The 20,359-nt window shown below is 34.5% G+C and carries 13 protein-coding genes, 3 tRNA genes and 3 rRNA genes; all 19 read left to right on the forward strand.

Annotation, left to right across the window (positions count from 1 at the left end):
• Positions 1–20: 20 nt before the first annotated feature.
• Positions 21–404 carry a lactoylglutathione lyase gene (gene gloA / locus F1564_RS02345; RefSeq protein WP_018450779.1) on the forward strand — a complete coding sequence of 128 codons (384 nt, stop codon included), beginning with the start codon at positions 21–23 and terminating at the stop codon, positions 402–404.
• A 116-nt stretch (positions 405–520) separates the two neighbouring features.
• Complete coding sequence (dapB, locus tag F1564_RS02350) at positions 521–1,255, forward strand: 4-hydroxy-tetrahydrodipicolinate reductase (protein ID WP_018450778.1); 735 nt, start codon at positions 521–523, stop codon at positions 1,253–1,255.
• A 350-nt stretch (positions 1,256–1,605) separates the two neighbouring features.
• Positions 1,606–2,007, forward strand: coding sequence for a hypothetical protein (locus tag F1564_RS02355; RefSeq protein ID WP_018450777.1), 402 nt, complete (start codon positions 1,606–1,608; stop codon positions 2,005–2,007).
• Positions 2,008–2,072: 65 nt separating this feature from the next.
• Positions 2,073–2,672 (forward strand): peptidylprolyl isomerase, encoded by a 600-nt coding sequence (locus F1564_RS02360; protein WP_018450776.1) that lies wholly within the window; start codon positions 2,073–2,075, stop codon positions 2,670–2,672.
• A gap of 33 nt (positions 2,673–2,705) precedes the next feature.
• Positions 2,706–3,908: an argininosuccinate synthase gene (locus tag F1564_RS02365; protein ID WP_018450775.1), complete on the forward strand. Its 1,203-nt coding sequence runs from the start codon at positions 2,706–2,708 to the stop codon at positions 3,906–3,908.
• Between the two features lie 424 nt (positions 3,909–4,332).
• Positions 4,333–5,208 carry a methylenetetrahydrofolate reductase [NAD(P)H] gene (metF, locus tag F1564_RS02370; protein WP_018450774.1) on the forward strand — a complete coding sequence of 292 codons (876 nt, stop codon included), beginning with the start codon at positions 4,333–4,335 and terminating at the stop codon, positions 5,206–5,208.
• A 57-nt stretch (positions 5,209–5,265) separates the two neighbouring features.
• Positions 5,266–6,078, forward strand: a complete 813-nt coding sequence (gene thiD, locus F1564_RS02375; RefSeq protein WP_018450773.1) for a bifunctional hydroxymethylpyrimidine kinase/phosphomethylpyrimidine kinase — start codon at positions 5,266–5,268, stop codon at positions 6,076–6,078.
• Positions 6,079–6,509: 431 nt separating this feature from the next.
• Positions 6,510–7,658, forward strand: coding sequence for a cysteine desulfurase family protein (locus F1564_RS02380; protein WP_018450772.1), 1,149 nt, complete (start codon positions 6,510–6,512; stop codon positions 7,656–7,658).
• A gap of 27 nt (positions 7,659–7,685) precedes the next feature.
• Positions 7,686–8,876 carry a tRNA uracil 4-sulfurtransferase ThiI gene (gene thiI / locus F1564_RS02385; RefSeq protein WP_018450771.1) on the forward strand — a complete coding sequence of 397 codons (1,191 nt, stop codon included), beginning with the start codon at positions 7,686–7,688 and terminating at the stop codon, positions 8,874–8,876.
• Positions 8,877–9,026: 150 nt separating this feature from the next.
• Positions 9,027–10,628: a YihY/virulence factor BrkB family protein gene (locus tag F1564_RS02390; RefSeq protein ID WP_018450770.1), complete on the forward strand. Its 1,602-nt coding sequence runs from the start codon at positions 9,027–9,029 to the stop codon at positions 10,626–10,628.
• Between the two features lie 36 nt (positions 10,629–10,664).
• A complete protein-coding gene (locus F1564_RS02395; RefSeq protein WP_018450769.1) occupies positions 10,665–12,044 on the forward strand; it encodes a DNA recombination protein RmuC in 1,380 nt (459 codons plus the stop codon).
• Positions 12,045–12,602: 558 nt separating this feature from the next.
• Positions 12,603–13,679 (forward strand): multifunctional transcriptional regulator/nicotinamide-nucleotide adenylyltransferase/ribosylnicotinamide kinase NadR, encoded by a 1,077-nt coding sequence (nadR, locus tag F1564_RS02400; RefSeq protein WP_018450767.1) that lies wholly within the window; start codon positions 12,603–12,605, stop codon positions 13,677–13,679.
• 287 nt (positions 13,680–13,966) lie between these two features.
• A 16S ribosomal RNA gene (locus tag F1564_RS02405) occupies positions 13,967–15,477 on the forward strand.
• Between the two features lie 38 nt (positions 15,478–15,515).
• A tRNA-Ile gene (locus F1564_RS02410) sits at positions 15,516–15,592 on the forward strand.
• Between the two features lie 11 nt (positions 15,593–15,603).
• Positions 15,604–15,679 (forward strand) — tRNA-Ala (locus tag F1564_RS02415).
• A gap of 75 nt (positions 15,680–15,754) precedes the next feature.
• Positions 15,755–18,641: ribosomal RNA gene (locus tag F1564_RS02420) — 23S ribosomal RNA — on the forward strand.
• Positions 18,642–18,699: 58 nt separating this feature from the next.
• Positions 18,700–18,812, forward strand: a 5S ribosomal RNA gene (rrf, locus tag F1564_RS02425).
• The 16S, 23S and 5S rRNA genes sit together here with 3 tRNA genes alongside, the layout of an rRNA operon.
• Before the next feature lie 16 nt (positions 18,813–18,828).
• Positions 18,829–18,905, forward strand: a tRNA-Asn gene (locus tag F1564_RS02430).
• Between the two features lie 217 nt (positions 18,906–19,122).
• A complete protein-coding gene (locus tag F1564_RS02435) occupies positions 19,123–20,349 on the forward strand; it encodes an ABC transporter substrate-binding protein (RefSeq protein WP_018451504.1) in 1,227 nt (408 codons plus the stop codon).
• Positions 20,350–20,359 lie beyond the last annotated feature (10 nt).

The raw sequence follows: 20,359 nt of genomic DNA on the forward strand, positions 1-20,359 counted from the left end.
ATAAAAAGGAAGGGGATAAAATGGCTATTTTAAATATGTTGCATGCTTGTTTACGTGTAGAAAATTTGGAAGCGTCTATTGAATTTTATGAAAAGGCATTTGGATTTAAAGAAAATCGCCGTATGGATTATCCAGAACATAAATTTACTATTGTTTACTTGGCTCTTCCAGATGAACATTTTGAAATTGAATTAACTTACAATTATGGCCATGGACCATATACGATTGGTGATGGTTTTTCACATCTTGCAATTGCTTCGGATGATTTGGAAGGAGATAATGAAAAACATAAGGCACTTGGATATGAAACAACTGATATTAAGGGATTGCCTGGAAAACCAGGGCATTATTATTTTGTAACAGATCCAGATGGTTACCGTATGGAAGTAATTCGTGCAAAATAAAAATATTAAGTAATAGTAAATAGTAACCATGATAAAACAATATAAAAAGACCGAGGTTTTCGGTCTTTTATAATAGTGTTAAAAAATTGAACTTGAAATTATAAGGAGGTTGTTAAATGAAAATAGTAGTTTATGGTGCTGGAGTTATGGCACAATATGTGAAAGAATCTGTAATAAATTCTGGAAATGAATTTGTTGGATTGATTGATCCGCTTGGAAATGGAGATTTTAAAAATTTGAAGGAAAATGATGTGGATTTTGATGCAATTATAGATTTTTCACATTTTAGCCTTTTGGAAGATGTGCTGGAAGCGGGAATTAATAAAAAAGTTCCAGTATTAATCGCTACAACTGGACATTCTGAAGCTCAAATAAAGGAAATTGAGGAAGCATCAAAACAAATACCAATAATTAAGGCAACAAATACTTCGGTTGGGGTAAATATTGTCAATGAAATTGTAGCTTTTGCAACAAAATTATTAAAAGATTTTGATATTGAAATAGTTGAAAAGCATCATAATAGAAAAATCGACGCTCCAAGCGGTACGGCAAACACTTTGCTGGAAATTGTGAAAGAAAGCTTGGATAGCAATGGAAAAGATTACAGAACAGTTTATGGAAGAGAAGGGCATAGTAAACGTGCCGAAAAGGAAATAGGAGTTCATGCTATTCGTGGTGGAAACATTGTGGGAGAACATACTGTGATTTATGCTAAAAATGATGAAATAATTGAGATAAAGCATGAAGCATTGTCAAGAAAAATGTTTTCAGATGGTGCAGTTAGAGCTGCAGAATTTCTTTTTGGAAAAAAGGCAGGGCTTTATACCATGAAGGATGTACTGGGATTGTAGAGAAAAAGTTGCTTTAAAATAAAGCAAAAAAATTTTGAATGTTTTATTTTGATTAATTTAAAGCAACCTAAGTGTATAATAAAATTTATAGTTTTTGATAATCTAAATATAAGAAAAAATGGAAAAATTAGAGAAAATGTGCTATACTATAGTAAAGTTGTTTTAAAGCCGAATTTATAAGAGATATATAAATGCGACAAGAGAGCTAAGAGTAACCACAGGAACTATGGGGATAGCTTGGTAAATTTAGTTGGCTATTAAAGACATCTATTACCCAAGAATTCTGTATATAAAGAGCAGAAAGTTCAGATTAAAAAGATTCAGATATATAAATTAGGAGGAAATTTATTATGAAAAAAAGTATTTTTGCATTATTTGCAATTTCTATGACAATGTTTGCGGCTGGAGAAACTAAGAAAGTTCACGAAAAAACAGCAAAACTTCAAAAGGATTCTTATTGTAATATTCCAAAGGAATATGGCGAATTTAAAAAAATAAATGCTAAAGATTCTAGAGTAGATGTAAACTTTGAAAAGTGTGTATTTGATGGGGAAACTTATGAAAATGTAAAAGTTGGAGTGCTAGTTCAGGATATTGAAAAAGCTAAAAAATACTTGAAAAAATATAAATATATGCATCTGAAGGCAGGTAAAGATTTAGTTTACAATTCAAGTGATAATAGTTATTATTATACTGGTTCTTGGGCTTTTAACAATGATAAGGCATATCCAACAGTATTTGACGGAAAATAGTAAAAAAAGTTTTGAGAACGTATAAATACGCTTCTAAAATAAAATTAAGAAAAGGAGAGGAATGTATGATTAGAAAAATATCATTATTAATGTTGTCGTTTCTAATGGTAATGATGACAGGTGTGATATCATACAGTAAGGAATATAAGATGAAAGTGAAAATTATGACTGAAAAAGGTGATATAAATATTAATTTATTGCCTGAAAAATCGCCTGTAACGGTGGCAAATTTTGTGAATTTGGCTAAAAAGGGATATTATGATGGATTAAAATTTCATAGGGTAATTGATAACTTTATGGCTCAAGGTGGAGATCCTACAGGAACTGGTGCTGGAGGACCTGGATATCAGTTTGAAGATGAAGTTGACAATGGACTGAATTTTTCAAAAGCAGGAAAACTAGCTATGGCAAATGCAGGGCCTGGAACAAACGGAAGTCAATTTTTTATTACAACTGTTCCGACAGAATGGTTAAATGGTCATCATACAATTTTTGGAGAAATTGTGTCAGATAATGATTTAAAAGTTGTAAAAAAATTAACTAATGGGGATATAATGAAAAAAGTTGTAGTTGAAGGAGATGTTGATGCATTTCTTAAAACGCAAAAGAATAGAGTTGACAGTTGGAATAAAACATTGAAACAAAATTTTCCAAACAAATTTTAATTGAATAAATTTTAAACTAGAAAGGACAAAAATATGGCAAAAGAAAAAGTAGTTTTAGCATATTCAGGTGGACTTGACACGTCAATTATCATACCTTGGCTAAAAGAGCATTATGACTTAGATGTAATCGCATGTTGTGTTGATGTAGGACAAGATGATGATATGGAGGCAGTAAAGGTAAAAGCCATTGAATCAGGTGCTTCAAAAGTTTATGTAGAAGATAAAAAGGAAGAGTTTGTAAGAGATTATGCATTTCGTGCATTAAGAGCGGGAGCAGTTTATGAAAACAAATATCTTTTGGGAACTTCAGTTGCAAGACCTTTGATTTCCAAGGCATTGGTAGATGTAGCTCATAAGGAAGGGGCGGCATATATTTGTCATGGATGTACTGGAAAGGGGAATGACCAAGTTAGATTTGAAACTGGTGTATTTTCATTAGATCCGACATTAAAAATAATTGCACCTTGGAGAATTTGGGATATTTCTTCAAGAGAAGATGCCATTGACTATGCACAAAAAAAAGGTATAAAAATAAGTGTAACAAAGGAAAAAATTTATTCAAGAGATCAAAATTTATGGCATATCTCACATGAAGGTGGAGATATTGAAAATCTTGAAAATGAGCATAAGGAAGATGTTGTATATATGATGATAACTCCTCCTGAAAAAGCCCCAGATAAGCCAACTTATGTGGATATTACATTTGAACAAGGCTGGCCTGTAAAAGTAGATGGCGAAGCTCTAGAGCCTGTGGAATTATTGAGAAAATTAAATAAAGTTGCTGGAGAAAATGGTGTTGGAGTAATTGACATTGTAGAAAACAGACTAGTTGGAATGAAATCAAGAGGGATTTACGAAACTCCAGGTGGAACATTGCTAATGGAAGCATTAAAGGAATTAGAAACTTTGATTCTTGATAAAGATACTTTTGAATTTAAAAAATTAGTATCACAAAAATATGCGAGTATCGCATATTCAGGACAATGGTTTACACCACTTAGGGAAGGGCTTGATGCATTTGTAGATGAAACTTCTAAAAATGTGACTGGTACAATAAAATTAAAATTGTATAAGGGAAGCATAAAAATTGCTGGAAGATTTACTGATTTTGCATTGTATGATGAAGAGATTTCTTCATTTGGTGCGAGTGAATTGTATAGTCATAAGGATGCAGAAGGATTCATTAAATTATTCTCACTTCCAAATAGAATTAGATCTTATAAAAAACATAAATAAATTTTTTTTAAGAATTTCTAGAATTAGAAAATTTTAGGAATTCTTTTTTTGTACTTTTTATTTTTCCAAGAAAATCAATTTATTTTTTCAATTTTATTATAGAAAAATTATTTTAAAACTATAACTTTTAGGGTTTTGCTATAACTAAAATTTATTACAAATAAAAATAAAAAAGTATAGTTAAAAATTTTACAAAATGAATTTTTTGTAGTACAATATAAAAGAATTGATAATACAAATGTTACTTTTTATTTAAATAGCAACTTTATTATAAAATTTTATTTTTCAAAAGTATAATTTTTTTATTAAAAATTTTTGTTGTGAAATTGAATAAAAATAGAAAACATAAAATTGAAAAAGAGTGTATTAATAGAATTTTGTAAACTTTTAAAAATAATAAAAATAATTTAAATTGGGAAGATTTATGAGAATAAAAGATTTATTTGAGAAAAAGAAGCATTTAATTTCCTTTGAAATTTTTCCGCCAAATAAGAATTTTTCTGTGGAAAAATTAAAGGATGTAACAGATGAATTGGTACAATATAAGCCTGATTTTATTAGTGTTACTTATGGTGCAGGTGGAAAGACTAAAGGTGGGACTATTGAAATGGCTTCACATATTAAAAATAATTTGAAGACGGAAGTGTTGGCTCATTTGACTTGCGTTGGAAGTAAAAAAAGTGAAATTAATGATTATTTGCAGGAGGCTAAAAAATGCAATATCAAAAATATTTTGGCACTTCGTGGAGATGTTCCGCAAGGGGAAACAGAAGATATTTATAATAAAGGGGATTATAAATATGCTTCAGAGTTAATTAGTGACTTGAGAAAAAATAGTGAATTTAATGATTTGTCAATTGGGGGCGCATTTTATCCTGAAACTCATTATGAAAATAATGATTTGGTTGACTTATTTCACTTAAAGAATAAAGTTGAAGCTGGTACTGACTTTTTGGCTTCACAAATGTTCTTTGACAATGATGTTTTTATAAAATTTAAGGAACAGGCTGAAAAATTGGATATAAAAGTTCCACTAATTGCAGGAATCATGCCAGTTACAAATGCGAAACAGATAAAAAGAATTATAGAATTGTCAAAATGCTCTGTACCTGAAAAACTGGATAAGTTATTGGAAAAATATGGAGATAATCCAGAATCTATGAAAAAAGCGGGAATAATGTATGCAAGTGAGCAAATTATAGAATTACTGGCTTACGGAATTAGAGGAATTCACATTTATACGATGAATAAACCTGAAATTGCTAAAGAAATTATGAAAAATATTGAATTTGCAAGATAAATTTAATAAAAAATTTATCAAACATAACAATTAGGATGCAAAGTAGGAGGTAACGTTATGTCTATAAAAAAAGTTTTAACAATTGCAGGATCTGATACAAGTGGAGGAGCTGGAATACAAGCGGATTTGAAGACTTTTCAAGAAAGAGGAGTTTATGGGATGAATGCCCTTACAGTTATTGTTACCATGGATCCAAGAAATAGATGGGCACATAAGGTTTTTCCAATTGAAGTGAGTGTTATTAAAGAGCAAATTGATACTGTTATAAATGGAATTGGAGTAGATGCATTAAAAACTGGAATGCTTCCAACAGTGGAAATTATCGAATATGTGGGATCTGTTTTAAAGAATTTGAAAAATCCGATTGTTATTGATCCTGTCATGGTTTGTAAAGTAACTAGCGGATCGACTAAAAATCTTTTTCCAGAAAATGTAGATGCAATGAAAAAGTATTTGCTACCTTATGCAACTGTCGTTACTCCAAATCTATTTGAAGCAGCAGAGCTAGCTGGAATGGAAAGAATAGATACAATTGAAGAAGCAAAGAAAGCAGCTAAAAAAATATGTGATTTGGGTGCTAAAAATGTTGTAATCAAAGGAAGAAAGTTTTTTGCAGGAGATAAATCTGTAGATATTCTATACGATGGGAATAATTTTGAATTTTTTGAATCTGAAAAAATAGATACAGAATGGAATCATGGGGCAGGATGTACATTTTCGGCTTCAATAACCGCAGAAATTGCCAAAGGAGCGACAGTATCTCAGGCAGTTGCCACAACTAAAAAATTAATAGCCGAAGCCTTGAAGCAATCTTTTAAATTAAATGATTATACTGGACCATTAAACCATAAGGCATTTGCATTAAAATAATATTTTGAAGTATAAAAAACTAAAGGATAAAAATAATTTGGAGAAAATTTATTGTAATTGGATTTTACAGTTAGTTTTCTCTTTTTTTATTTATCTTAAAATTTTAAATGTTTTCTTGTAATACTATTTCAGAACTGATTATAAATTCTTTTGAAAGGGGTCAAGGCCTCTTGTTAGTATTTTTAAACGAGATTTAGTATAGGAACTTTATTTTTGATAATTTTTTCAAAATATAGTATAATGTAAAAGTAAATCAAATATTGAATAAAATTAGGAAATAATATAATTTTTTATGAAATAAAAAAACAAAAAATTATAAAAGTAAAGACTATGAAAATTAAGGACTTTTAGCGAAAAATAATAGAATTTGTGTTAATTGGAGTTTTAGACTTTTATAAATGATGATTGATAAAAATTGATAAGGAGGAAAAATGATTTATTTAGATAATTCTGCTAGCACAAAGCCGTATAAAGAAGTTATAGATGTGCTAGTTCAGACAATGGAGGAAAATTATGCAAATGCTGATGCGATTCATGATTTTTCTCATAAAATTCTTTTAAAAGTAAAAAGAGCGAAAAAAATTGTGGCTGATTATCTAAAGGTGGAAGCTGACAGAATTTTCTTCACGGCAGGTGGTGGAGATGGAAATAATCTTTTGCTGCAAGGGATTATTAATGCAAATTCTCGTGTAAAAAAGCATCTAATTACGACAAAGATTGAGCATCCATCTGTATATGAGATATTTAGACATTATGAAAATGCTGGTTTTGAAGTTGATTATCTGGATGTTGACAGGGATGGATTTGTAAATTTGCAGCAATTGGAGAATATGATTCGCAAAGATACAATACTAGTTTCTGTGGGTGCTGTAAATAGTGAAACAGGGGCAATTCAGGATTTGGAGAAGATTTCTAAGATTATTCGGGATAAAAATAGAGATACGTATTTTCATACTGATTTTGTGCAAGGATTTGGATGTACAAATATAAAATTTGATAAAATTCCTGTGGATGCAATAACGGTAAGTGGGCATAAAATTCATGCACCAAAGGGAATCGGGGCAATTTATGTAAACAAACGTGTTAAAATTACTAATGTAGTTTTTGGTTCAAATGCGGAAAATGGAATTGTAATGAGAACGATGCCGACAGAATTGATTCTAGCATTTGCAAAGGCTGTGAAAATTTTGGAAAAAGAAGATAAAAAGGAAATGGAACATTCTCAAAAGATAAAAAAAATGCTTGCAGATAAAATATGTGAAGAAATTACCGATGTTAAGTTAAATTCTTTGCTTGATTTGCAAAAATCAAGTCCAAAAGTTCTGAACATCTCTTTTAGAGGGACAAAGGGCGAAGTGCTGACACATTTTTTAGGAATGTATCAAATTTATGTTTCCACAGGCTCGGCTTGTTCTTCTAAAAAAGGGAATAGCAGAATACTTGAAGTTATGGGACTTACCCAATCGGAACTTGATGGGGCGATAAGATTCAGTTTTTCAAGTGAAAATACAGAAGAGCAAATTGATGAAGTTGTAAAAAGGCTGAAGGAAAGTGTAGAAAGAATTAGGAAAATGAAGTAAAATTTATAAAATATAGGAAGGAAAAAAATGAACAATTATACTGACAAAAATTTATTAAATGCGGTGGGACTTTCTTATGGGGAGTTATCGCTAAAGGGGAAAAATAGAGGACAGTTTGAAAAAAAATTGCGAAATAAAATTAATAAAGTGTTAAAAGGATTTGATTACCAATTATTTGATGACTTGTCAAAATTATATGTTTTAATAAATCCTGAAAACTTAGAGGAAATAACGGATAAATTAAAAAAAGTTTTTGGAATAGTTGGGCTTAATCAGTCAGCAAAAGTTGAAAGAAATGATGAATTTATTAAGGAAAAGGTGTTGGAATTTTCAAATTATGCTTATGAACAGGGGGCTAGGACATTTAAAATAAAAGTTAATAGAAGCAACAAGGGATTTGAGAAGAAGTCTATGGATTATGCACGTGAATTGGGAGCTTATGTACTTGTAAACAGTCGTTTTGAAAAGGTTAAGATGAAGGATCCTGATGTTATGATAAATGTTGATATTAGAAAAAATGTTTATATTTATACAGATAGAATAAAAACTTATGGCGGGCTTCCACTTGGGTCGACTGGAAAAGGGCTTGTGCTTTTATCTGGAGGAATAGACAGCCCTGTTGCTTCTTTTATGATGGCCAAAAGAGGAATGCGTCTGAATTTTGTAACATTCCATAGTTTTCCGTTTACAAGTCAGCAGGCTCTTGAAAAGGTGAAGGAACTGACAGATATTTTGTCACTTTATGTTGGGAAAACAAGACTTTATTCACTAAATATACTAAAAATTCAGGAAGCAATAAATACACAGACAAAAAAAGATCTGGCTACAATTTTAACAAGACGTGTTATGATGCGTCTGGCTGAAAGGATATCAAATACTATGCAATATCAGGCTTTAATTACGGGAGAAAGCCTTGGACAAGTTGCTTCTCAAACAATGGGAGGACTTACTTGTACAAATGCCTCAGTAGAAAAACTACCAGTATTTAGACCGCTTATTGGAATGGATAAAACAGAAATAATAGAAATTGCAAAGGAAATAGAAACCTATGAAAAATCTATTGAGCCTTATGAGGATTCATGTGTAATTTTTGCACCAAAACATCCAGTTACAAATCCTAAGTTGGAGGATGTGCTGGCTGAAGAGGCAAAAATTGAAAATTATAATGAAATTATGGATGAAATTTTTGAAAAAAGGGAATATTTTAATTTTGGATAGAAATTACAATAGAGTTATTTTCAGTTTAGATAATCGTAAAAATAAAAAAAATTAGAAAATTTAATAATAAAGAATAAAAGTTGTTGCGTTATAAGAAGTTTGCTGATTTTTATAAATAATTATTTAAAAAAAATAATAGTGGAGAAATTTATGAAAGAAAAAAAAGACTTAAAAGTAAAGAAGGAAAAAAAAGAAGTAGGATTGGAAAAAAGAATTGCTGAGATTAAAAAGATAATTTATTTAATATATAGAAATTATCGAGATGGAGAAACTCAAATACTTGCTATTTCTCTGACTTATTATTCACTTCTTGCAATTTTTCCTGTAGTTGCCCTTATATTGGGAATTACAAAGGGATTTGGGATGGATAAGATATTTATTCAGAAATTTTTTGAGTTATGGCCTGGAAATAATAGCTTTTTAAAAGTAATTGTGGATATAGCTCAAAGGCTGCTTTTATCAACTGAAAGCAGTATATTAACTGGAGTTGGGATTGTAATTTTAATTTATTCTGCGGTAAAAGTGCTTATAATGCTTGAAAATTCATTTAATAAAATATGGAAAATAAATAAAAAAAGATCGCTTACAAGAAGAATAGTTGACTATGTTGCAATTATATTTTTAGGACCGATATTTTTTGTTTTATTATCAGCATTAAATTCAGTTGCAGTTGAAGAAATGGTAAAAAAATTTCCAAATAATGTTATTTTAACAAATTTATTTATTGGATTTTTTGGGCCTGCGACTTATATCATTTTATTTAGTTATTTATTTTACATTATTCCAAATACAAATGTAAAAGTTAAACCAGCAATTTTTGCAGGAATTGTTACAACTGGACTTACTTTTGGATGGAAATTGCTATTTTTACTATTGCAATCTTCAATTACAAAATATAACATAATTTATGGAAGTCTTGCATTAATTCCAATTTTTCTAATTTGGGTGCAGTATGTCTGGGTGACAATTTTACTTGGGGCTCAAATAGCCTTTTCAATACAAACTTCAGATGAATTTTTGTATAATGAAAAAATTGAGATGCCGATAAAGGTAAAAAGGGAAGCGGGAATACTGATTTTGTCGTTGATTATTAAGAATTTTGTAGAAAAAAAAGAAGCCTTTACATATCAGAAATTAACTGACAGGCTTGGAATGGAAGTATTTTTTATAAAAGAAGTGCTTTCTGATCTTGAAAAAATGGGATTTATAAATGAAGTATTCTATGACAAAAATTCAGATAGCCAATATCAAGTTGCCTATAGTCCCGAAGCTATAACAATTAGAGAATTTATGAAAAAATTTGATACTAAAAATATTGAACATTATGAAAATATTTTTGATAATTTAAATGAAGAAGATCGTAAATTACTTGAAAAAATAAGAGAAAAACTGGCAATGAAAAAAATTGAAAATCCAGAAAACGAGAACGTAAGTAAAAATGAAAGTGAAAATGGGCTTTCAAAGCAGAAATCGCCACTTTCAGAAGCAGGATATACTGAAAATTTAGAATATCCTATGAAATCAAGAAAACCAGAAGAATTAAAAATAGATTTTCAAATTTCAAAAGAATCAAAGCAAAAGGATGAAAATATTCAAACAAAAAATTTGCAGGAAACTGTGAAAAAAGAAATAATAAATTTTGAAAATGAAGAGCAGAAAATCGAAGAAGAATTGGATGAAGTAAAATTAGAAAATTCTGAAAATAATGGAAAAAAGGTTAGATATGAAGATGGGACTTGGAAATTTTTCTAATGGCATATAAATAACTAAAAAAAGGAGAAATAGGAAATGATGCTGATAATATTGGCGATTATTATAAATATTGCTATAATGGCTATAATAATTATTTTTTTTATTAAAAAAAATAATGAGAATTTAGAAAAATTAATGTCAAGTCAGATTAGCGAAAATAATCGAAAATTTGATGAAATTGAAAAATCAATAAATTTAGGTACGAAAAATAGCTTACTTGAAGGAACAGGTAATATTAGGATACTTTTGGCGGAAAATAATGAAAAATTGCTTTTGAGATTTAATGAGCTTGGGCAAAATATAAATGGAACGATAAATATGAATAATCAGCTTTTGTCTAAAAATCATACAGAAAATAGTCAACTTTTGACTGAGAGTATGAATAATGCTATTCAAAAGCTGTCAATGGGGTTGAGTGAAAATAATACAGTGCTAACTGGAGTTATGACCGAAAATAATAATCAGTTGATAAAAAATATAAACGAAAATTTTGAAAAATTAAATCAAAAGATGGAAAATAGACTTGACTTTATGAATATAAAAGTGGAAGAGCGTTTGTCGAAGGGATTTGAAGAAACAACAAAAACTTTTGGAAATGTTTTGGAGCGACTTAGTAAAATTGATGAGGCACAGAAAAAAATTGAAGCATTGTCAAGCAACGTTGTTTCACTTCAAGATGTTCTTACTGACAAAAAAAGTCGGGGCATATTTGGAGAAGTTCAGCTTTATCAAATTTTAGCATCAGTTTTTGGAGAAAAAAACGATAAACTTTATCAGAAGCAATATAAACTTTCAAATGGAACAATAGTCGACTCAATTATTTTTACACCTGAACCATTGGGGAATATTACAGTTGATTCAAAATTTCCACTAGAAAATTATAGAAAAATGTACAATAATGAATTATCGCAAATTGAACGGAAAAATGCAAGAAAAGATTTTGTAAATGATCTAAAAAAACATATAGATGTAATTTCTTCAAAATATATAATAAAAAATGAAACAAGCGAACAGGCAGTACTATTTTTGCCTGCTGAAGCAATTTTTGCTGAAATAAATGCCTATCACACTGACATAATAGAACATGCCTACAAAAAAAATGTAAGAATAGCTTCACCTACAACATTAATATCAGTATTAACTGTAATTCAAGTAATAACCACAAATATGGAACGTGATAAATATGCTAGTGTTATCCAGCATGAACTTGAAAAATTAAATATTGAATTTGGAAGATACCAAACTCGTTGGAACAGTCTTCAAAAGGATATTGAAAAAGTTTCCAAAGATGTAAAAGACATTACAACAACTTCAAATAAAATAAGCAAACGTTTTACAGAGATTTCAAATGTAAAATTTGATAAAAAATCAGATAATCTATTTAAAACTGTTCAAAGTCAAATTACTGAAAATTAAATTAAACCTGTTCGATAACTATACAAACTTAGAATTTAATAAAATAAATATCTTGAAGCAAGGGGGTCTTGTCCCCTTGTATAGATAAAAAACTTAGGTTATCGAACATATCTATTAAGTAGAATGTTTGTTTTATCAAATAATAAAAAATTTTAAATTAAAAAATTGTAATAATTAAAATTTATAAATTTTTAAATAAAAATAGCAGGCGATTATAAAAATAAAAGTGATCAAAATAAATAACAGCGACATTTATAATCTCAAAAATTCAAGATTTTTTGTCAGATATTGAAAAAATAATAAAGTTAAAAATTCAAGAATGCTGTGTTTATTGAAATTTTATAATTTAAAAAATAGTTAAAAAAACAGTAGGCAACTGTAAAAATAAAAGCTATAAATATTGAATAAAGGCAGTATTTATAATTGCAAGGGGTCAAGACCCCTTGTCAGAGAGTGGAGAAAAACAAGAGATTAAAACATTAAAAAATACTGTATTTACTGAAATTTTTAAACTTTTACAAATGACTATAAAAAAACAGAAAAAGGAGAAAATTTAAGATGTTAAAAAATGGAATAATATTCGGGAAATTTTATCCACTCCACATTGGACATGTTGATTTTATACAGCAAGCAAGCGGTTTTGTGGAAAATCTATATGTTGTTGTCTGTAGTGATGATGACAGGGATAAAAAACTTTTTGAAGAGTCAAGGATGAAAAAAATGCCGACTGTAAAGGATCGACTTAGATTTGTAGAAAAAACATTCAAACATCAAAAAAATATAAAAATCTTACATTTGGCGGAAGATGGAATTCCGTTTTATCCAAATGGCTGGAAATTATGGAGTGAAAGAGTACAGAAAACTCTTTTAAAAAATAATATAAAAGTAGATATAATTTTTACAAATGAAACTCAAGATATAGAAAATTACAAAAATAATTTTTTAACATTGCCAAGTTTTGAAAATACATTTGATAAAAATTTAGAAATTCAAATGATAGATACAAATAGAAATAATTTTCATATAAGTGCAACAGAAATAAGAAAAAATCCTTATAAAAATTGGTTTTTCATTCCAAAATACGTAAGAGAATTTTTTGTCCTAAAAGTGGCAATAATAGGTTCACAACATTCAGGAAAGACTAATTTAACTCATAAATTAGCAAATTATTACAACACAACCTATGTAAAAGAATATAAAAAAGAATATGTAAAAGAGGAACTGCAAAATAATGTAGATAATCTTCAATATGATGATTATAGCAATATAGCCTATGAACATAATAGAAGAATAATGGATTCTGTAAAAAATGCAGAAAAATTAAGTTTTATTGATACAGATTTTTATTCTTTGCAATCTTTTTCAATTTTTGAAACAGGAGAAAAACAGCCCGTGGTGGAGGATTTTATAAGACATACAAATTTTGATATATTATTATATATAAAAAAAAGAGCTGATGAAACTAATCCAGGTAAATTTCAAGATTTTGAGTACGATAAAATATTACAAAATTTATTAAAAGAAAATAATCAAAAATATATTGAATTACCGCATAGCTCAAATAAAAGTCTTACAGAAAATTATATAAAAAGTATTCAAATAATAAATAATTATTTAGAAAGTCAGGAAACTTAGAAAATTTCCTGAAATCCTTTTAATATCGAGTAAAAATAGAATAATATAAGGGAAATAAATATCGGAAATTAAAAAAAATTAGCAAAATCAAAAAAAAATTGAAAAAAGTAGTTGACAAAGAATTACTTTTATGATAAGATATATCCTGTCGATACGAAAATGTATCATGGACAATAGAGATATAAATAGTATGAAGAAGCAATAAAGTGTAAGAAAAACAAGTCAAGAATCTTGAAAGAGATCACGTCAAGACTAAAAGGTGAAAATTAAGATATATGAAGATATATTGAATGAAGAGTTTGATCCTGGCTCAGGATGAACGCTGACAGAATGCTTAACACATGCAAGTCTTTGGCGAAGCTGCGCTTGCGCAGACAAGCCAAGGCGGACGGGTGAGTAACGCGTAAGGAACTTGCCCTGCAGACAGGGATAACAGACGGAAACGACTGACAAGACCTGATACAGTTGCCGGCACGCATGTGCCTGGCGATGAAAGGAGACGCTGCAGGAGAGCCTTGCGTCCTATTAGCTTGTTGGCGGGGTAATGGCCCACCAAGGCGATGATAGGTAGCCGGCCTGAGAGGGTGGACGGCCACAAGGGGACTGAGATACGGCCCTTACTCCTACGGGAGGCAGCAGTGGGGAATATTGGACAATGGGGCAACCCTGATCCAGCAATTCTGTGTGCACGAAGAAGGTTTTCGGATTGTAAAGTGCTTTCAGCAGGGAAGAAGAAAGTGACGGTACCTGCAGAAGAAGCGACGGCTAAATACGTGCCAGCAGCCGCGGTAATACGTATGTCGCGAGCGTTATCCGGAATTATTGGGCATAAAGGGCATCTAGGCGGCCCTGTAAGTCTAGGGTGAAAACCCGCGGCTCAACTCCGGGTCTGCAGGCGATACGGGCATAACTAGAGTGCTGGAGAGGGAGACTGGAATTCCACGTGTAGAGGTGAAATTCGTAGATATGTGCAGGAATGCCGATGATGAAGATAGTTCACTGGACGGCAACTGACGCTGAAGTGCGAAAGCTAGGGGAGCAAACAGGATTAGATACCCTGGTAGTCCTAGCTGTAAACGATGATTACTGGGTGTGGGCATGAAGAGTGTCCGTGCCGAAGCTAATGCGATAAGTAATCCGCCTGGGGAGTACGGCCGCAAGGCTGAAACTCAAAGGAATTGACGGGGACCCGCACAAGCGGTGGAGCATGTGGTTTAATTCGACGCAACGCGAGGAACCTTACCAGATCTTGACATCCTGCGAAGGCCTGCGAGAGCAGGCCGTGCCTTCGGGAACGCAGAGACAGGTGGTGCATGGCTGTCGACAGCTCGTGTCGTGAGATGTTGGGTTAAGTCCCGCAACGAGCGCAACCCCTATCGCTAGTTGCCATCATTAGGTTGGGGACTCTAGCGAGACTGCCTGCGAAGAGCAGGAGGAAGGCGGGGATGACGTCAAGTCATCATGCCCCTTATGATCTGGGCTACACGTGCTACAATGGCCGGTACAAAGAGCTGCCAGGCGGCAACGCCAAGCGAATCTTTAAAGCCGGTCCAAGTTCGGATTGAAGCCTGCAACTCGGCTTCATGAAGCTGGAATCGCTAGTAATCGCAGATCAGCAATGCTGCGGTGAATACGTTCTCGGGTCTTGTACACACCGCCCGTCACACCACGAGAGTTGTCTGCACCTGAAGCCGCCGGTCCAACCGAAAGGAGGAAGGCGTCTAAGGTGTGGACAGTGATTGGGGTGAAGTCGTAACAAGGTATCCGTACCGGAAGGTGCGGATGGATCACCTCCTTTCTAAGGAGCATCACGCACTGCTTCTTCACATATCTTGTGGGCGTGTAGCTCAGGTGGTTAGAGCACTGTGCTGATAACGCAGGGGTCGCTGGTTCGAGTCCAGCCATGCCCACCATAAGAAGTCTTGGGGATATAGCTCAGTTGGGAGAGCGCTGCCCTTGCAAGGCAGAGGTCAGCGGTTCGAACCCGCTTATCTCCACCAATTATTGTTTAGGACAATGGGAAATGAATAGTAGGTAAAAGATTACAATAAACTGGAGTAAAAGTTATTCTGGATAAAAAAGCTAAAAAGGGCACACGGAGGATGCCTAGGCAGCAACAGCCGATGAAGGACGTGATAAGCTGCGATAAGCCGGGAGCAGATGCACATAATCTCTAATCCCCGGATTTCCGAATGGGTAAACCTGCATGCCTGGAGGGCATGCGTGAAGACGGTAAGCCTGCGAACTGAAACATCTAAGTAGCAGGAGGAAAAGAAAGTAAAACGATTCCCTGAGTAGCGGCGAGCGAACGGGAGAAGCCTAAACCGTGCCAGTGCCAAGCGGACAGCCTTGCTGGCACGGGGTTGTGGGACTTCCTTTAACGGATTGTCATAATGTTTAAGCTGTATGCATGTAAGTGGAACCAGATGGGAAGCTGGACCAAAGAAGGTGATAGTCCTGTAGAACATAAAGTGCATATTGCGACTGGAAGCACCCGAGTAGCGTCAGGCACGAGGAATCTGGCGTGAATCAGCGTGGACCAAATCACGCAAGGCTAAATACTGTTGCTGACCGATAGTGAAGAGTACCGTGAGGGAAAGGTGAAAAGAACCCTGAGCAAGGGAGTGAAAAAGAATTTGAAACCGTGTGCTTACAAACGGTAGGAGCCCGTTAAGGGTGACTGCGTGGATTTTGGTTAATCATCCTGCGAGTTATGGCTGGTGGCAAGGTTAATAAACGGAGCCGAAGGAAACCAAGTCTTAACAGGGCGACAAGTCGTTAGCCATAGACGCGAAACCTAGTGATCTAGGCCTGTCCAGGCTGAAGCTGAGGTAAGACTCAGTGGAGGGCCGAACTCACCGCCGTTGAAAAGTTGGGAGATGAGGCAGGTCTAGGGGTGAAAAGCCAATCGAACTAGGAGATAGCTCGTTCTCTCCGAAATGCATTTAGGTGCAGCCTTGGCATTGAGATATGTGGGGGTAGAGCTCTGTATGATCTAGGGGGCGTACTGCTTACCGAAATCAAGCAAACTGCGAATACCATATATTATTGCCAGGAGTGAGTCCGTGGATGACAAGGTCCTCGGACGAGGGGGAACAGCCCAGACCACCAGCTAAGGTCCCTAATTATGTCTAAGTGGGAAAGGAGGTGGACATTCACAGACAATAAGGAGGTTGGCTTAGAAGCAGCCATGCCTTGAAAGAGTGCGTAACAGCTCACTGGTCGAGAGTGCCCGCGCCGAAGATGTAACGGGGCTAAGACATAAACCGAAGCTGTGGAAGATACATCAGTATCTTGGTAGGAGAGCGTTCTGTAGGTCTATGAAGGCATGCCGCAAGGCTTGCTGGAGATATCAGAAGCGAGAATGCAGGAATGAGTAGCGAGAGGCGGGTGAGAATCCCGCCGGCCGGAAGTCAAGGTTTAAGGAAGGCTTGTCCGCCCTGGGGAAGTCGGGACCTAAGCATAAGCAAAATTGTGACGGCGAATGGAAAACAGGTTAATATTCCTGTACCACTATTATCGCTTGAGAGACGGAGTGACGCAGGAAGGTATGTGAGAAGGCTGACGGTTTAGCCTTTCTAAGGGCCCAGCGTGGGCGCGCAGGAAAATCCGCGCGCCTAAACGTGAGACCTGACGGGGAAGTGCATATGCATAAGTCACAGATCCTACACTGCCTAGAAAAACTTCTATCGATGAGAAGTAGTGCCCGTACTGTAAACCGACACAGGTGGACAGAGTGAGAAACTTAAGGCCGACAGGATAACTCTAGCTAAGGAACTCTGCAAAATAGCCCCGTAACTTCGGGAGAAGGGGTGCCTGACATACCTGATAGGGTTAACGCCCAGAAGAGCCGCAGTGAATAGGCCCAAGCGACTGTTTATCAAAAACACAGGTCTCTGCTAAACCGTAAGGTGATGTATAGGGGCTGACGCCTGCCCGGTGCTGGAAGGTTAAGAGGAGGAGTGAGAGCTCCGATTTGAAGCCCCGGTGAACGGCGGCCGTAACTATAACGGTCCTAAGGTAGCGAAATTCCTTGTCGGGTAAGTTCCGACCTGCACGAATGGTGAAATGATTTGGGAGCTGTCTTGGCTGGAGACCTGGTGAAGTTGTAATGCCGGTGAAGATACCGGCTACCTGCAGTAGGACGGAAAGACCCCGTGGAGCTTTACTGCAGCTTGGCATTGGGTTTTGGCAATGTGTGTATAGGATAGTTGGGAGACTGTGAAGCAACGGCGTCAGCTGTTGCCGAGTCGCTGTTGGAATACCAACCATATGCTGCTGAAATTCTAATCTGGTAACGGAGACAGTGCTAGGTGGGCAGTTTGACTGGGGCGGTCGCCTCCAAAAGAGTAACGGAGGCGTTCAAAGGTTCCCTCAGGCTGGATGGAAATCAGCCTAGGAGTGCAAACGCATAAGGGAGCTTGACTGCAAGACTGACGGGTCGAGCAGGTACGAAAGTAGGAGTTAGTGATCCGGCGGTTCCGCATGGAAGGACCGTCGCTCAACGGATAAAAGCTACCCCGGGGATAACAGGCTGATACTTCCCAAGAGTCCATATCGACGGAAGTGTTTGGCACCTCGATGTCGGCTCGTCTCATCCTGGGGCTGGAGAAGGTCCCAAGGGTTGGGCTGTTCGCCCATTAAAGAGGCACGCGAGCTGGGTTCAGAACGTCGTGAGACAGTTCGGTCCCTATCCACTGCAGGCGCTTGAATACTGAAAAGATCTGACCTTAGTACGAGAGGACCGGGTTGGACAGACCTCTGATGTATCAGTTGTCACGCCAGTGGCACGGCTGAGTAGTCACGTCTGGTACGGATAACCGCTGAAAGCATCTAAGCGGGAAGCCAACTTTGAGATGAGTATTCGCAGTATCCATGGAGAACACATGGTCGATAGGCCAGGGGTGCAAGCGCAGCAATGCGCTCAGCTGACTGGTACTAATATTACATACGCTTTTTTAACTGTCTTTTGCCTTTACTATTTATTTCTCATTGTCTTAATCGGCAGTACTTTTGTTAGTTTGGTGATCATAGCGACAGGGATACACCCGGTTACATTCCGAACCCGGCAGTTAAGCCTGTCTTCGCCTAAAATACTTGGATTCGTCCCGGGAAGATAGGCAGTCGCCAAACTTTTTTCAATATGTGTGTCTCCGTAGCTCAGCTGGTTAGAGCATCTGACTGTTAATCAGAGGGCCGCTGGTTCGAGTCCAGCCGGGGACGCCATTTTTTTTTGCAAAATTAAATTTATTTCCCTTACCTGAATTTCTCCTAAGTGGAGTTTTTTTATTTATTATTTAGTATTAAATAAATATTATAGATTTGTGTAATATATATTACACTTTTTTTTGTTATTTTATGTTATAATTTCTTTATAATAAAATTATTTTAGAATCAAATTAAAAAGTAGAGATTTTTTATATTTAAAATTTAGGAGAATAGTATGTTTAATTTAGATGATACACTTTATGAGATTATAGAAAAATATCCTGAAGCTTTGGATTTTTTTATTGCAAATGGGTTTGAGCAACTTAAAAATAAGCAAATGCTTGAGATTATGGGGAAAAATATTAAGTTACGAATGGCGCTTATGTCTAAAAAAATTAATCAGGAATTGTTTATTGAGAAACTGGAGACTTTTTTGAAAAAGGATGCGGATATTGATGTTTCGCTAGATGAAAGTAAGGCTGATGAGAATAGTGACTTAATAATCGAGGGAGTATTGCCTTGTCCTATTAGAATACCACTTTTAGAAGGGATTAAGGAGTGGGTAAATGAGCAGAATGAAAAAAATGACTATACTATTTCGTATACTTTGAAATCAGCAAATTTAGGACTTGACTGGGTTGTAGAAAAAGTTAAGACAGGAAATCCTGATAAAGTTTCGGACGTGCTTCTTTCGGCTGGATTTGAATTATTTTTTGATAAGAATTTGATGGGACAATATATGGAAAATGGTATTTTTGAAACACACCTTGAAAGTATGAATAAAGATTTTTGTAACGAAACTATTGACTTGCGAGATCCTAAAAAGCGTTACGCAATAATGGGAGTTGTACCAGCAATATTTTTAATAAACAAGACTTCTTTAGGTGACAGAAAAGTACCAGAAACTTGGGCAGACTTATTAAATGAAGAATTTGAAGATTCAGTTGCATTACCAATGGCTGATTTGGACTTGTTTAATGCCCTTCTTGCAAATCTTTACAAAGATTTCGGAATGGAAGGAATACATAAATTGGCACGTTCATATAAAAAGAGCTTGCACCCTGCTCAAATGGTAAAAGCTAGAACTCGAACGCCAGAAGCCCCTGCTGTCAGTATTATTCCATATTTCTTTTCACAAATGATTGACGGAACAGGAGATTTGGAAGCTGTATGGCCAAAAGATGGAGCTTTGCTAAGTCCAATATTTATGATTACAAAAAAATCTAAGGCAGATAAAATCAAGCCATTTATGGATTTATTTATGTCAAATGAAATTGGAACAATTTTTTCTGCAAACGGAAAATTCCCATCAACAAATCCTAATGTGGATAATCATTTAGAAGAACATCAGAATTTTAAATGGATTGGCTGGGACTACATTTATAGCCATGATATTGGGAAAATTATTCGTGAATGTGAAGAAGAATTTAATAATGATGTACAAAAAAGTTTTACAGAATAATTTTTAAACA

This window comes from Leptotrichia shahii, from assembly GCF_008327825.1.
In the GTDB taxonomy this organism is placed as follows: Bacteria; Fusobacteriota; Fusobacteriia; order Fusobacteriales; family Leptotrichiaceae; genus Leptotrichia; species Leptotrichia shahii.

What these genes read in the sequence shown, in the direction of transcription:
- nadR (WP_018450767.1), top strand. Translation starts at nt 12,603, where the DNA reads ATGTTAAAAAATGGAATAATATTCGGGAAATTTTATCCACTCCACATT.
- F1564_RS02435 (WP_018451504.1), top strand. Translation starts at nt 19,123, where the DNA reads ATGTTTAATTTAGATGATACACTTTATGAGATTATAGAAAAATATCCT.
- dapB (WP_018450778.1), top strand. Translation starts at nt 521, where the DNA reads ATGAAAATAGTAGTTTATGGTGCTGGAGTTATGGCACAATATGTGAAA.
- F1564_RS02365 (WP_018450775.1), top strand. Translation starts at nt 2,706, where the DNA reads ATGGCAAAAGAAAAAGTAGTTTTAGCATATTCAGGTGGACTTGACACG.
- thiI (WP_018450771.1), top strand. Translation starts at nt 7,686, where the DNA reads ATGAACAATTATACTGACAAAAATTTATTAAATGCGGTGGGACTTTCT.
- F1564_RS02395 (WP_018450769.1), top strand. Translation starts at nt 10,665, where the DNA reads ATGATGCTGATAATATTGGCGATTATTATAAATATTGCTATAATGGCT.
- gloA (WP_018450779.1), top strand. Translation starts at nt 21, where the DNA reads ATGGCTATTTTAAATATGTTGCATGCTTGTTTACGTGTAGAAAATTTG.
- F1564_RS02390 (WP_018450770.1), top strand. Translation starts at nt 9,027, where the DNA reads ATGAAAGAAAAAAAAGACTTAAAAGTAAAGAAGGAAAAAAAAGAAGTA.
- F1564_RS02380 (WP_018450772.1), top strand. Translation starts at nt 6,510, where the DNA reads ATGATTTATTTAGATAATTCTGCTAGCACAAAGCCGTATAAAGAAGTT.
- F1564_RS02355 (WP_018450777.1), top strand. Translation starts at nt 1,606, where the DNA reads ATGAAAAAAAGTATTTTTGCATTATTTGCAATTTCTATGACAATGTTT.
- F1564_RS02360 (WP_018450776.1), top strand. Translation starts at nt 2,073, where the DNA reads ATGATTAGAAAAATATCATTATTAATGTTGTCGTTTCTAATGGTAATG.
- metF (WP_018450774.1), top strand. Translation starts at nt 4,333, where the DNA reads ATGAGAATAAAAGATTTATTTGAGAAAAAGAAGCATTTAATTTCCTTT.
- thiD (WP_018450773.1), top strand. Translation starts at nt 5,266, where the DNA reads ATGTCTATAAAAAAAGTTTTAACAATTGCAGGATCTGATACAAGTGGA.